The sequence below is a fragment of the Streptomyces sp. NPDC053069 genome (assembly GCF_044546895.1).
In the GTDB taxonomy this organism is placed as follows: Bacteria; Actinomycetota; Actinomycetes; order Streptomycetales; family Streptomycetaceae; genus Streptomyces.
This window is the reverse complement of record NZ_JBITZN010000001.1, coordinates 95403-108830: the sequence shown is the minus strand read 5'-3', so window position 1 is coordinate 108830 and position 13428 is coordinate 95403. Positions and strand designations below refer to the sequence as shown.

At 71.5% G+C, this 13428-nt stretch carries 10 protein-coding genes; 5 read left to right on the top strand and 5 right to left on the bottom strand.

Going from position 1 to position 13428, the window contains the following annotated elements; all coding sequences use genetic code 11:
* Window positions 1–99: 99 nt before the first annotated feature.
* Window positions 100–1245: an aminoglycoside phosphotransferase family protein gene (locus tag ACIGXP_RS00500; protein WP_399762586.1), complete on the bottom strand. Its 1146-nt coding sequence runs from the start codon at window positions 1243–1245 to the stop codon at window positions 100–102.
* Window positions 1246–1580: 335 nt separating this feature from the next.
* Between ACIGXP_RS00500 and ACIGXP_RS00495 the strand changes: the two genes are divergently transcribed.
* Window positions 1581–3074, top strand: coding sequence for a hypothetical protein (locus ACIGXP_RS00495; RefSeq protein WP_399762584.1), 1494 nt, complete (start codon window positions 1581–1583; stop codon window positions 3072–3074).
* A gap of 63 nt (window positions 3075–3137) precedes the next feature.
* Here the strand turns inward: ACIGXP_RS00495 and ACIGXP_RS00490 are convergent, their stop codons facing one another.
* On the bottom strand, window positions 3138–4556 hold the full coding sequence (locus tag ACIGXP_RS00490) for a PP2C family protein-serine/threonine phosphatase (RefSeq protein WP_399762581.1): 1419 nt from the start codon (window positions 4554–4556) through the stop codon (window positions 3138–3140).
* A 347-nt stretch (window positions 4557–4903) separates the two neighbouring features.
* Between ACIGXP_RS00490 and ACIGXP_RS00485 the strand changes: the two genes are divergently transcribed.
* Together ACIGXP_RS00485 and ACIGXP_RS00480 are read left to right on the top strand one after the other, a co-directional pair.
* Window positions 4904–5320: an SsgA family sporulation/cell division regulator gene (locus tag ACIGXP_RS00485; protein WP_363219268.1), complete on the top strand. Its 417-nt coding sequence runs from the start codon at window positions 4904–4906 to the stop codon at window positions 5318–5320.
* Window positions 5321–5448: 128 nt separating this feature from the next.
* Window positions 5449–7512, top strand: a complete 2064-nt coding sequence (locus ACIGXP_RS00480) for a phosphocholine-specific phospholipase C (RefSeq protein WP_399762579.1) — start codon at window positions 5449–5451, stop codon at window positions 7510–7512.
* Here the strand turns inward: ACIGXP_RS00480 and ACIGXP_RS00475 are convergent.
* Window positions 7502–8527 (bottom strand): Gfo/Idh/MocA family protein, encoded by a 1026-nt coding sequence (locus ACIGXP_RS00475; RefSeq protein WP_399762577.1) that lies wholly within the window; start codon window positions 8525–8527, stop codon window positions 7502–7504. The two genes, ACIGXP_RS00480 and ACIGXP_RS00475, sit on opposite strands and share 11 nt — an antisense overlap.
* Window positions 8528–8628: 101 nt before the next feature.
* The gene (locus tag ACIGXP_RS00470; RefSeq protein ID WP_363219272.1) at window positions 8629–9723 is read right to left on the bottom strand and encodes a chemotaxis protein; all 1095 of its coding nucleotides are present in this window, start codon (window positions 9721–9723) and stop codon (window positions 8629–8631) included.
* A 157-nt stretch (window positions 9724–9880) separates the two neighbouring features.
* On the opposite strand from ACIGXP_RS00470, the gene ACIGXP_RS00465 reads away from it, so the two are divergent.
* Complete coding sequence (locus tag ACIGXP_RS00465; RefSeq protein WP_399762574.1) at window positions 9881–10675, top strand: alpha/beta fold hydrolase; 795 nt, start codon at window positions 9881–9883, stop codon at window positions 10673–10675.
* A 283-nt stretch (window positions 10676–10958) separates the two neighbouring features.
* Window positions 10959–12800 (top strand): asparagine synthase (glutamine-hydrolyzing), encoded by a 1842-nt coding sequence (gene asnB / locus ACIGXP_RS00460; RefSeq protein WP_399762572.1) that lies wholly within the window; start codon window positions 10959–10961, stop codon window positions 12798–12800.
* Here asnB and ACIGXP_RS00455 read toward each other — a convergent pair.
* Window positions 12793–13317, bottom strand: coding sequence for a DUF4232 domain-containing protein (locus tag ACIGXP_RS00455; RefSeq protein WP_399762571.1), 525 nt, complete (start codon window positions 13315–13317; stop codon window positions 12793–12795). The two genes, asnB and ACIGXP_RS00455, sit on opposite strands and share 8 nt — an antisense overlap.
* Window positions 13318–13428: the final 111 nt, after the last annotated feature.

Sequence of the window (13428 nt, the reverse complement as noted above, 5' to 3'; positions counted from 1 at the left end):
CACCGTCGGCCCGTATGTGCGAAGACCGCGGTGCCGGCCCGGACATACGAAGGTCCGCGGTGCGCCGCCGCTCTGGCGCACCGCGGACCTTCGTGCCCGTCAGCGAGTGCCGACCGCCGCGCGGACGGCCTTGCGGGCCATCTGGCAGTCGTCGTGCAGCCGCCTCAGCAGCAGCCGCTGTTCCTCGCCGGACTGCGCAGCACCCGGGTGGGCCGGGCCCGGTGCCGCCGGGGCCGCGTCGTGCATCGAACGCTGCACGGCCGTCTCGTAGGTACGGATCTCCCGGGTCAGCAGCAGCATCAGGTTCACCAGGAAGGCGTCGCGGGAGGCCGGGCCCGCCGCCTGGGCGATCTGGCTGATCTGCCGCCGTGCCGCCGGCGCGTCCCCGAGGACCAGCCACAGCGTCGCGAGGTCGTACCCCGGCAGATACCAGCCCGCGTGCTCCCAGTCCACCAGCACTGGACCGGCCGGTGACAGCAGGATGTTCGACAGCAGGGCGTCGCCGTGGCAGAACTGCAGCATGCCGTGGCGACCCACCTCGTGGGCGATGCCGTGCAGCAGCTTCTGCAGGTCGCCGAGGTCCCGGTCCGTGAGCAGGCCCAGCTCGTGGTACCGGGAGATCCGGGCGCCGTAGTCCAGCGGCATCTCGAACGTGCCCGCGGGGGGCCGCCAGGCGTTCACCCGGCAGATCGCGCCGAGCGCGGCCCGGATGTCCGCGCGGGGCGGTGCCTCGGCCGGATGCCGTTGCAGCGCAGCCACCCGGCCCGGCGAACGCTCGATCACCAGTGTGCAGTTGTCCGGGTCCGCCGCGATCAGCCGGGGCACACGGACCGGTGGCCGGTGCCGGACGAACGAGCGGTATGCGGCTATCTCGTGGCGGAACCGCTCGGCCCAGGCGGGCGAGTGGTCCAGCAGACACTTGGCCACGGCCGTGCTGCGCCCCGTCGTCCCGACGAGGAGGACGGACCGTCCGCTGCGCCGCAGCACCTGTACCGGAGCGAACTCCGGACAGATCCGGTGCACCGAGGCGATCGCGGTACGCAGCTGCGCGCCCTGGGGGCCGGACAAGTCGAGTCTCCCACTCAGCGGTTGGGTGCCGGGCTGGCCCGGGACCCGCCGGGGCCGGCCCGCGACCGGCACCGGTCCGCCCGGTCGCGCCACCGGGTCGAGGTAGGGTCCGCCGCCCGCCGGGCGGGAGCGCAGCGGCCGTGGCGGGGCGGACACGGAGGACGATGCTGCGTACATGGGAGATACAGATCCCTTCGTGTGCCTGCGGTGCCTGCCTTGTGGTTCCGTGCTCGGCGCACATGCGCGGGGCCGGTCGCTCCAGGAGCCCGTACTCCGATCGCATGCACTGCGAGCGTGCGCCTGCCCGGCCCGGCCGCACGGGTGCACCCTGGGGAATGCATCCGACAGCCCGACGAGGCCGAGCTGCGACCGGGTCGGGGTGGCGCGTTCCTACTCGACACCCGATGCCCAGTGGCACACCATCTGGCGGACCCTGGCGAACCCTGGCGAATAGTCGCCCGGCAACCTCCACGGGGCTACTGTCAACTCAGCCGAGAACCTGGGGGCTTGACGTGAGCGGACAACCCAACACCCGCCTTGCGGACCTGTTCGGCCTGGCCGGCTGGTCCAAGGGCGAACTCGCGAGGCTGGTCAACAAGCAGGCGGCGGCCATGGGCCACCCCCAGCTGTCGACCGACACCTCCCGGGTCCGTCGGTGGATCGACATGGGAGAGATCCCGCGCGATCCCGTACCGCGGGTGCTGGCGGCTCTGTTCACCGAGCGTCTCGGCCGTGTCGTGACCATTGAGGACCTCGGTCTGGTGCGGCACGGGCGTACGGGGAAACGGCAGGGCGACGGGATCGAGGAACATCCCGACGGCGTGCCGTGGGCGCCCGAACGGACCGCCGCGGTCCTCACCGAATTCACGGGAATGGACCTCATGCTCAACCGACGCGGCTTGGTGGGCGCGGGTGCCGCGCTCGCCGCGGGATCCACACTCAGCAGCGCCATGTACGACTGGCTGCACACCGACCCGGCCCTGAAGGCCGACGCCCCCGTTCTCGACGATCCCCTGCACGCCGACCCCGCTGGGTTCGACCGCTATGAGGCCGCCCCCATCGGGTCGCAGGAGGTCGAGGAACTGGAGCGCTCGGTCGAGGTGTTCCGAGCCTGGGACGCGGCCCGTGGCGGCGGGCTTCAGCGCAAGGCGGTCGTGGGCCAGCTCAATGAGGTGGGCGGCATGCTCGCCTACCACCACCCACCCCATCTCCAGCGGCGTCTGTGGGGCGTCGCCGCCAACCTGGCCGTCCTCGCGGGCTGGATGTCGCACGACGTCGGCCTGGAGCCCACGGCGCAGAAGTACTTCGTCATCGCCGCCCATGCCGCCCGCGAGGGCGGGGACCGGCCGCGCGCCGGTGAGGCCCTGTCCCGGGCGGCCCGGCAGATGGTGCACCTCGGCCGGCCCGACGACGCACTGGACCTGATGAAGCTCGCCCAGTCCGGCGCCGGCGACCGTCTGCAGCCGCGTACGAAGGCGATGTTCCACACCATCGAGGCCTGGGCGCAGGCGTCGATGGGCAAGGGCCAGGCGATGCGCCGCACCCTCGGCCAGGCGGAGGACCTCTTCGTCTCGGACCGGCAGGACGCGCAGACACCGGACTGGATGCAGACCTTCAAGGACGAGGACCTGTACGGCATGCAGGCTCTCGCCTACCGCACGCTGGCGGAGTTCGACCCGGGCGCGGCCGTGCACGCCCAGCACTACGCGGAGAAGGCCCTGGCGCTGCGCGTCGACGGCCGGGAGCGGTCGAAGATCTTCGACCATCTGTCCATGGCCTCGGCCTGTTTCATCGCCGACGATCCCGAACAGGCCGATCGCTACGCACGGCTGGCCCTGATGTCGATGGGCTCGAACTCCTCCCGGCGCACCTGGGACCGGCTGCGCCAGATGTACCGGCTGACCGCGGAGTACGCCGGCTATCCGAAGATCCACGAACTGCGGGAGGAGATCCGGCTCGCTCTGCCCAAGCCCAGGGGCAAGGGCGGCAGCACCGCACAGGCGTGAGCGCACAGGCCCAAGGGCCTGTGCGCCGGTCTCCTCACCACCTCACCCGACTCACTGTTCAGCTCATGCGGTGACCTTGGCGACGAGCACACAGGCGTCGTCCTCGCGTCCCGTTCCACCGAACTCCTCGACCACGGTCCGTACGCAGTCCTGCGCGCTGCGCGCCGCGGCGAACCGCGGGGCGAGGCCGAGCAGGCGGTCCACGGCGTCGGCCGAGCTGTGCCCGGGCACCACCCCGTCGGTGTGCAGCAGGAGCAGGTCACCGGGTTCCAGGGTCGCCTCGGCCTCCCCGTAGACGGCGCCCGAGGTGGCGCCGAGCAGGACGCCGTCCGGTGCGTTCAGCACGCACCCCGTCCCGTCGCGGTACAGCAGCGGGGCGGGGTGTCCTGCCTGTGCCCAGACCAGGGTGCGGCTGGCGGGCCGGTAGCGGCAGCAGACGGCGCTGCCCAGGGCGGGTTGCACGGTGGCGTCCAGTAACTGGTTGAGCATGCCGAGCAGTTCACCGGGTTGTGTGCCGGCCAGGGCCATGCCGCGTACGGCGCCGAGCAGCGTCGCCATACCGGTGGCGACGGCCACCCCGTGTCCGGTGAGATCGCCGACGCTGAGCAGCGTCTCGCCGTCGGACAGCTCCAGCGCGTCGTACCAGTCGCCGCCGAGCGGCGTGGTCGTCGACGCGGTCAGACGGCGGGCGGCGAGGTCGAGGGTGCATGGCCCCTGGTGCGGGAGCCGCAGGGAGCCGCGCCATGGCGGTAGCACGGCCTCCTGCAGCTCGGCCGCGATCCGGTGCTCGGTCCGCTCCTGCCTGCGGTGGCGCTGCAGCGAGTCATGGGTCTCGTGCACCGTCCGCCGGCAGCGGCGCAGTTCGCTGACGTCCCGCAGCACGGCCCACATGGAGGTCGTGCTGCCGTCGGCGCCGAGCACGGGCTCGCCCATCATGTGCACGGTCCGCACGGACGCGTCGGGCCGGACGATCCGGAACTCGCCGTCGATCGGCGTGCCGTCGACCAGGCAGTCCGTGACCATCGCGGTGAGCTTCGGCCGGTCCTCCTCCAGGACCAGCGAGGGCAGTTCGTCCAGGGTGAGGGCCGAGGCGGTCGGGGCGAGGCCGAGGATCTGGTACAGCTCCCCGGACCAGGTCGCCTCGTCCGTGAGCAGGTTCCACTCCGCGCTGCCGACCCGGCTGAGCAGCGAGCCGCCCGGGCCTGCGGGCGTCTCGACGGGTTCGGCCGGGTCGGAGTGCGGGGCCTCGGGGCCGTCCCGCAGCTGGGCCAAGTGGACGCCGAGGTCGTCCAGTTGGTGCAGTGCCAGGTCGTACAGGGCGCGCTGCCAGCGTTCCTCCGGGTCCGCACCGTCGCTCCCGGTGTCCCGCCGTACGGCGTCCACGTCGCCCTTGAGCCGCCGCGTCTGCGTGATCAACGCCTCGACCGAGCCGCGTCCGGGTGGCTGGGCGGCTGGGTGGTCCGCGGAGACTGGGGACGGCATGACGCACTCCGATGGGGGACGATACGGCCGGGGAGGACGGGGGGACCGTTACGACTCTGGCACAGCCCACGACGCCCCGTAAGGGATTTGGCAACACACGATACGGTGGTGCTTCCGGCATATGCCAGAGTCTTCCCGGAGTGATCCCGGCGCACGAATGACGTACGCGCCCGACCGCTCAAGCCGTAGGACAACTACGGGAGTTGCCTCATTGCGGACGTTTTTCGACCGCGCTCAGCCGTCTGTTCGTCGCTCCTGTGTTCGCGTGTCCTCCGATCGTCTTGTACATGCCGAACTCTGACCGGATTTGGCGGCATGCGAGCCGCCCCCGAGGACTCCATAAGGGCATGGACGCCATCACAGTCGAACAGCCCGCCCAGGCCCGGCTCATCACCGCCGAGGACCTGGAGATCCCCGTACCGGCCACGCTGCGCTACACCACGGACGACCCCCTGGCCGTCCGCGTGGACTTTCCCGCCGAAGCCGCCCTGGAGGGCGAGGAGGTCACCTGGGTCTTCGCACGCTCCCTGCTCGACCAGGGCCTGCGGGCCCCGGCCGGCCACGGGGACGTACAGATATGGCCGTACGGCCGCACCCGGACCGTCGTGGAGTTCCACTCGCCCCACGGCCTGGCTCTGCTGCAGTTCCCCGCCTCGGCGCTGCGCCGCTTCCTGCTGCGCACCTACGCGGTGGTGGCGGCCGGGCAGGAGGACATGGCCGGGGTGGTGGAGCGGGGGCTGAGCGCCCTGTTCGGCGGGGTGTGAGGGAACTCGGGCCATTTCCGCTTCTGTTCATCTCCGCCTCATCGCACCGGTATGGACCCCGAGCGCCACCGCGGGCACCCTGGCGCGCGGTGTGCCGCAGGGGCACTCCGCTGACGAGGACGGGGCCAATGACACCGATCAGCCGAAGAGGCTTCGTGGGGCTCGGTGCCTCCGTGGCGGCGGGTGCGGCGCTGGGCGCCGGCACACTCCCCCGGAGCCCGAATGCGCTCGCTCCGGGAGATACCGCCATGACCGCGGCCGCCGCGACCACGGCGACCGGCACGATCAAGGATGTGCGGCACGTGGTGATCCTCATGCAGGAGAACCGCAGCTTCGACCACTACTTCGGCCGTCTGAAAGGCGTGCGCGGCTTCGACGACCGCAGCGGCATCACCCTGGGCGGCGGCCACCCGGTCTTCAACCAGCCGAACGGCACGAGCCGCCAGTACCCCTGGAAGCTCAGTGCGACACCGCCGGCCGGCGGCAAGGACGGGGAAACCCTGGCCCAGTGCAACGGCGACCTGCCCCACTCGTGGTCCTCGCAGCACTCGGCCTGGAACAAGGGCCGCATGGACCACTGGGTCGCGGGCGTCGGCAGCGTCCGCTCGCTCGGTTACCTGGACCGCTCCGACATCCCCTTCCACTACGCGCTCGCCGACAACTACACCGTCTGCGACGCCTACTTCTGCTCCGCGCTCAGCGCGACCGGCCCCAACCGCACCTACCTGTGGAGCGGCAAGGTCGACCCCTCCTCCTACGACGGCGGCGACGAGTCCGGCCTGACCTGGCAGAACTACGCCGAGGCGCTGCAGGCCGCCGGCGTGAGCTGGAAGGTCTACCAGAACGCGGCCGACAACTACGGCGACAACGGCTGCGCCTACTTCACGAACTTCACGAACGCCAAGGCGGGCGACCCGCTGTACGACCGCGGCATGTCCTCGGTACCGAAGACGACCGGCTCGACCCCCGACGACATCGCCGCGGCCATCAGGGCCGACGTCGTCGCGGGCACCCTCCCGCAGGTCTCGTGGATCGTGCCCAACCAGGCCTTCTCCGAGCACCCCTACGCCCCGCCCGGCGACGGCGCCCACTTCGTCAGCCTCGTCTACCAGGCCCTCGCCGCCGACCAGGACGTCTTCGACTCGACGGTCCTGTTCCTCAACTACGACGAGAACGACGGCTGCTTCGACCATGTGCCCCCGCCGGTGCCCCCCGCCGGAACACCCGGGGAGTTCCTCAACGGCGTGCCGTACGGCTTCGGCTTCCGCGTCCCGATGATCGTGATCTCGCCCTGGACGCGCGGCGGCTGGGTCTCCTCCGAGGTCTTCGAGCACACCTCGGTCCTGCGCTTCCTGGAGACCTGGACGACCGCCCTGGGCAAGCCCGCCAAGTGCCCCAACATCAGCGACTGGCGGCGCAGAGTCAGCGGCGACCTCACCGGCGTCTTCGACTTCGCAGCCCCGGTCCACGGCCCGGTCTCCCTGCCCGCGACCGGCGTCATCGGCATCGGCACCTGCGGTCCGCTGCCCAACCCGGTGCCGACGGACAACGCCCTGCCCGCCCAGGAGCCCGGCACCCGTCCGGCCCGCGCGCTGCCCTACCAGCCGAACGGCTACCTGGATCACCTGGAGTTCGGCGCCGCCGGCAAGATCCTCGCCTGGTTCACCATGACCAACCAGGGCGGCCCGGCCACCCGCGCCGCCCACTTCTCCATCCACCCGAACGCCTACCGGGACACCACGCCCTGGCAGTACACGGTCGACGCCGGCGGCACCGCCTCCGACTCCTTCAGCATCGGCACGGGCTACGGCGGCGGCAAGTACGACCTGACCATGGTCGGCCCCAACCGCTTCCTGCGCCGCTTCCAGGGCGACGCCACCAAGGCCGGCAAGGCGGCGGAGGTGAGCACCCGGTACGCGGTCGAGCCGGGCACGGGCAAGCTCGCCGTCTACTTCAGGATGACCAACTCCGGTACGTCGTCGGTGAAGTTCACGATCACCTCGCACCACTACCGCAGCGACGGCCCCTGGACCTACACCGTCGCCGCGGGCGCCTCCACGGAGGACTTCTTCAACGCCGTCGCCCATCAGGACGGCTGGTACGACTTCACGGTGACCGTCGACTCCGACGCGACCTGGTCGCGCCGGTTCACCGGGCATCTGGAGACGGGTGCCGCGAGCGTCAGCGGCTGACCCCGGCGTACAGGTCCGGGCGCGGGGCGAGGCCGACGGCAACCCGGCCGCCGCTCTCCAGCGCCCGGACCCCCGCCTCGGCGACGACCGACGCCGCGTACCCGTCCCAGGCACTCGGACCGGTGACCTCGCCACGCCGGGTGGCGTCGACCCAGGCCTGCACCTCACGGTCGTAGGCGTCGGCGAACCGGACGAGGTAGTCCTGCGCCACCTCCTCGCGGGCGCCGCCCGCGGTGGTGACCACCATGGTGTGCTCGTCACCGATGCGTGCGCTGCCCTTCTCGCACACCGCCTCGCAGCGCACCTGGTAGCCGAAGCCGCAGTTCACGAAGACCTCGACGTCGACCAGCGCGCCCCCCTCGGTCTCGAACAGCACGAACTGCGGGTCGAGCAGGCCCTCGGGGGCGCCGGCGGACGGCGTGGGGCGCAGCACGGTCACCGCCGTCAGTTCCTGCCCGAGCAGCCAGCGCGCCGCGTCGATCTCGTGCGAGACGGAGCTGTTGATCAGCATGGCGCTGGTGAAGTGACCGGGGGAGGAGACGTTGCGGTGGATGCAGTGCAGCATCAGGGGCCGGCCGAGGCCGCCGTCGTCCAGCAGCGCCTTCAGGCGGCGGTACTCGGTGTCGTAGCGGCGCATGAACCCGATCTGCGCCAGCCGTCGGCCCAGCCGTGCCTCGGCCTCCACGACCCGCAGGGCTCCGGTGGAGTCCGGCACCATGGGCTTCTCGCACAGCACCGGCAGGCCACGGGCGAAGGCGGCGAGCAGGGCCTCCTCGTGCGCGGGCCCGGGAGAGGCGATCAGCACGGCGGCGACACCGGGCGCGTCGAGCGCGGCGAGGGGGTCCGTGTGCACGGTGACCCCGACGAGGCCGGCCACCACGTCCTTCGCCCGGTCGACATCGGGGTCGGCCACCGCCGCGACCCTGGCGCCGCTGACCACCTGGTCGAGACGTCGTATATGGTCGGCCCCCATGTGGCCGGCGCCCAGTACCGCCACTCCCAGCAGGTCACCCATGTGTGCGCTCCCTCTCGCCGGCGATCACGGCGGTAGCGTACGCCGACGAGAGAGCGCTTCCTCGGGGTGCCCCGCCGGGGCACCCGTTGCCGCAGGAGGCCTCAGTACCGCAGGACTCCTGCGATACCGTTCGCGTCAGCCAGCGTGCCGTCGGGCACGAAGCGGACGTCGGCGCCGGTCTCCAGACACTGCTCGACGATCTCGTCCACGATGTCGTCGCGGGCGTCCAGATCGCCGGGCTCGGCCGGTACCAGATGCTCGCCGAGGTCGCGGACGGTCGGCCGGAAGTTCTCCTCCACGGCGAGCAGCCGGACCCGGCCCTCGCGGGCGCTCTGCCACAGCTCGTCCAGACCGGCCGCGAAGGTCCGGTGACCGCGTGCCGAGATGAGCTCCCGGACCACGTCCGTGGTGTCCTTGCGGGCCTCGGCCTCCAGTACCGGCCGCAGCGCCTGCCACACCGCCTCCGGACCGGCGTGCGCGAGGCCGCCGTGCGGGACGTGGACGGCGGCCTTGGCGACACTGCCCACCTCGTCCAGCAGGGACAGCGCCGCCTGATCGCCGGTGACGTACACGGGCCGGGGCTGGTCGCGCAGGACCGTGTTCATGGCGGTGTCCGCCTCACGCAGGAACTGCCGGGTGCCCTCGTCGCTGAAGACGCTCGGCAGGCCGCCCGTGCGCATCTGGCGCTCCGGATCGAAGTTCTCCTGTCTGCGCTCCAGCGGGAAGCCGCCCGAACGGACCTGCACCACGCGGTCGTCGCCGCCGCTCCACAGGGTGACGCGGTCCGCGGAGAGAGACAGCACCCAGAAGGGGCGTCCGGCGGCCTGTGCGGCCACCAGGTTGCGGGTGAGGAAGGTGTCCGAGAGCACCACCCGCTCGGGGACGGTGCGGGCCAGGGACCACACCTGGTGCTCGCCGGGGGCGGCGAAGATCACCAGACCGTCCTCGGCGTGTGCCAGATCCACTTCCGCCAGCGCCCGGTCGAGCTGCGCCACGACCTCGTTGCGCCGCTCGCGGGTGACCGCGGGGTCCGACTCCAGGCGCCTGCGGGCCTCGCTGACCACATTGCGCAGCCGGACGGGATCCTGGCCGTTCTCGGGTTCGCGGCGATGCGTCGGGGTCAGCACCGACACCGCCGGGTACGGACGCGGGCGCCGGAGTTCGGCGAGGGTCGCGGGACTCAGTGCGTGCTCCATGACAGCACGATAGGTCGGATTCACATGTCCGGCATTCGGGGTAATCCACACCCGAGGTGCCCGCGGATCTCCTTGCCGCACCACGGTGACGCCACGCCCCTCGGACCGTTACGGTACCGGCCAGTAACCCGATCGCGCCGCACCCCGGAGGCCTGACATGCCGCAGCTCGAACTCGACGGAGCGGCCCTGACGTACGACGACGAGGGTCCCCGTGACGCACCGGAGGTGCCCCTCGTGTTCGTCCACGGCTGGACCGCCGACCGGCACCGCTGGGACCACCAGATCGCGCACTTCTCGCCGGGGCGACGGGTGATCCGGCTGGACCTGCGCGGGCACGGCGAGAGCACCGGGGCCGGGGTGCGCACCATCGCCGAGCTGGCCCAGGACGTCCTCGCCCTGCTCGATCACCTGAAGGTCGAACGGTTCGTGCTGGTCGGCCACTCGATGGGCGGGATGATCGCGCAGACCATCGCCCTGGCCCATCCCGAGCGGGTGGAGCGGATGGCACTGGTGTGTTCCATCGGCCGGATGACGTACAGCCGTGGCCGGGGGCTGCTCATGGCCGCCTCCACCCTCGTGCCGTACAAGCTGTTCGTCGCTGCCAACATCCAGCGTGCCTTCGCGCCCGGCTATCCGCGTGAGGAGATCCGCGCGCACATCCGTGCCTCCGCCGCGACCCCCCGCGAGGTCGTGATGACGCTGTACGGCGCGATGCGTGCCTTCGACGTCCTGGACCGGGCCGGTGAGATCCGTACGCCCACCCTGATGGTGCACGGATACCACGACGTGCAGCTGCCGGTGCGGCAGATGCTCCGGATGGCCAAGGCCTACCCGGACGCGGTCGTGCGGATCCTCGACGCGGGCCATGAACTGCCGCTGGAGAAGCCGGCCGAGCTGACCGCCGTGCTCGATCGATTTGTGTCCGATCGATTCGTGACCGAAAAAGCCTGATCTCTTGCGGCGTTTGGGGAAGTTTTTGCCCGTGGCCGGTTCCTGGCGGGACCGGCCCGGTGGCATGGGGTGCGCGGGGTGTCGCGCGAGCAAAACGCGGCCGAAACCACGGGGGCGGGGGAGGCCGTCCGTGTTGCCGCCGCGTTGACTGCCTCGGGCAACTGACGGAGGGTGGCCATATAGGTGCTAGATACAACCGGTTTGCCCGGCCAGTGCCTGGTTCACCTGGGGAAGCCGAGGTGGGCGCGGGAACCGGCCGCGAGCCGGAGGCAGGAGGTAACGCATGTGCGGCATCACCGGGTGGGTCTCCTTCGACCGTGACCTCACCGCCGAGGCCCCCACCTTGCATGCGATGACCGAGACGATGGCCTGCCGCGGCCCGGACGACCGCGGCACCTGGGTCCAGGGCCCGGCCGCCCTCGGACACCGCCGGCTCGCGATCATCGACCTCCCCGGCGGCCGGCAGCCGATGTCCCTCGACACCGCCGAGGGGACCGTGGCCCTGGTGTACTCCGGAGAGGCGTACAACTTCACCGAGCTGCGCCGGGAACTGGAGGGCCGAGGCCACCGGTTCACCACCGACTCCGACACCGAGGTCGTGCTGCGCGGCTATGTCGAATGGGGAGACGCGGTCGCCGAACGGCTCAACGGGATGTACGTGTTCGCCATCTGGGACGGCCGTCACGACAAGCTCGTGATGATCCGCGACCGCATGGGCATCAAGCCGTTCTACTACCACCCCACCCCCGACGGCGTCCTGTTCGGCTCCGAGCCCAAGGCGATCCTCGCCAACCCGCTCGCCCGCCGGAGGGTCGCGCTGAACGGGCTGCGGGAACTGTTCGTCCTCATCAAGACGCCCGGACACGCGATCTGGGACGGCATGCGCGAGGTGGAACCCGGAACGGTCGTCACCGTCGGCCGCTCCGGCCTCGCCACCCGCGTCTACTGGCGTCTTGAGACCCGTCCGCACACCGACGACCGCGACACCACCATCGCCACCGTGCGCTCGCTGCTCGACGACATCGTGCGCCGCCAGCTGGTCGCCGACGTCCCGCGCTGCACCCTGCTCTCCGGCGGCCTCGACTCCTCCGCGATGACCGCGATCGCCGCCCGGCAACTCGGCGAGCAGGGCGAGAAGGTGCGCAGCTTCGCCGTCGACTTCGTCGGCCAGACCGACAACTTCGTCGCCGACGAACTGCGCGGTACCCCCGACACGCCCTTCGTGCACGACGTCGCCGAACTGGCGGGCACCGACCACCAGGACATCGTCCTCGACGCGCAGTCCCTCGCTGACCCTGCCGTGCGCGAGCAGGTGATCCGCGCCCGCGATCTGCCGACCGGCTTCGGTGACATGGACGCCTCGCTGCTGCTGCTGTTCCGCGCCATCCGTGAGAAGTCCACGGTGGCCCTGTCCGGTGAGTCCGCCGACGAGGTCTTCGGCGGCTACCTGCAGTTCTTCGACGAGGAGGCGCGCCACGCCGACACCTTCCCCTGGCTGACCAGCATGGGCCGGCTCATGGGCGACGACGCCGAGGTGCTGCGCGCCGACCTCGGCAAGTGTCTGGACCTGGAGGGGTATGTCGCCGAGGGCTACCACACCGCCGCCGCCGCCGTCGAACGGCTCGACGGCGAGAGCGACTTCGAGTACCGGATGCGGCGGATGAGCCATCTGCACCTCACCCGCTTCGTCCGCGCGCTGCTCGACCGCAAGGACCGGATGAGCATGGCCGTCGGCCTGGAGGTCCGGGTGCCGTTCTGCGACCACCGGCTGGTCGAGTACGTCTACAACGCCCCCTGGGCACTGAAATCCTTCGACGGCCGGGAGAAGAGCCTGCTCCGGGAAGCGGCCGCGGACGTCCTGCCGCGCTCGGTGTACGAGCGGGTCAAGAGCCCGTACCCGTCCACGCAGGACCCGCGGTACGCCCGAGCCCTCCAGGAACAGGCCAAGGAGCTGCTGTCCCGGCCCTCCCACCGGGTGTTCGACCTCGTCGACCGCGACCGGCTGCGCCGGGCCGCCGAACGCGAGGAGCCGGTCAGCACCCAGGCGGCCCGGCGAGGCCTGGAACGCACCCTGGACCTCGCACAGTGGCTGGAGCTCTACACTCCCGAGGTGACGCTCAGCTGAGGCCGATGGCCCGGTCCGCGGCCGCCGCCGTGGGCTGCCACCACGTCGTCACCGGCTCCCACACCAGAACCTGCTTGCCGGTGCCGAGCCGCGCGGCGGTGAAGGAGCGGCCCCAGTGCGCGGCCGAGGCGGCCACGGTCACGGTCTCCACCCGGCGGGCCTCGGGGTCCGCAGGGTCACCGATGGTCCGTACGTCGGCGTAGGCGGTACGGCCCGCCGCGAGCCGGTGGTCGCCGGTGCCGCCCTGCGGTGTCGGCAGGGCCGCACCGTCCAGGTCCCCGAAGGTCACCGTGGGCACACGGTCGACGACGCACGCGCGGGTGCCGCGGTTGGTGACGCTCATGCGCACCACGGTCGGGTCACCGGCCACGGCCTTCGCCCGGATCGTCAGCGCCTTCTCGGCACAGCGGACGGGCCGGGCGTGGTCGGTGGCGGCCTGGCTCTGCGGCGCGGTCAGCAGCAGCACCGCCGTGGCGGCGGAGGCGGCGGGTACGGCGATGGCGGCGCGGATGCGCATGATGGGCTCCCCTGTGGTGGTCACGTACGGGATGCGGCGGCCGAAGTGCGCCTGCCCAGGGAGACGGCCGTGATGCGCGCAAGGTTGTGCCGGATTCGCACCTGATACCCG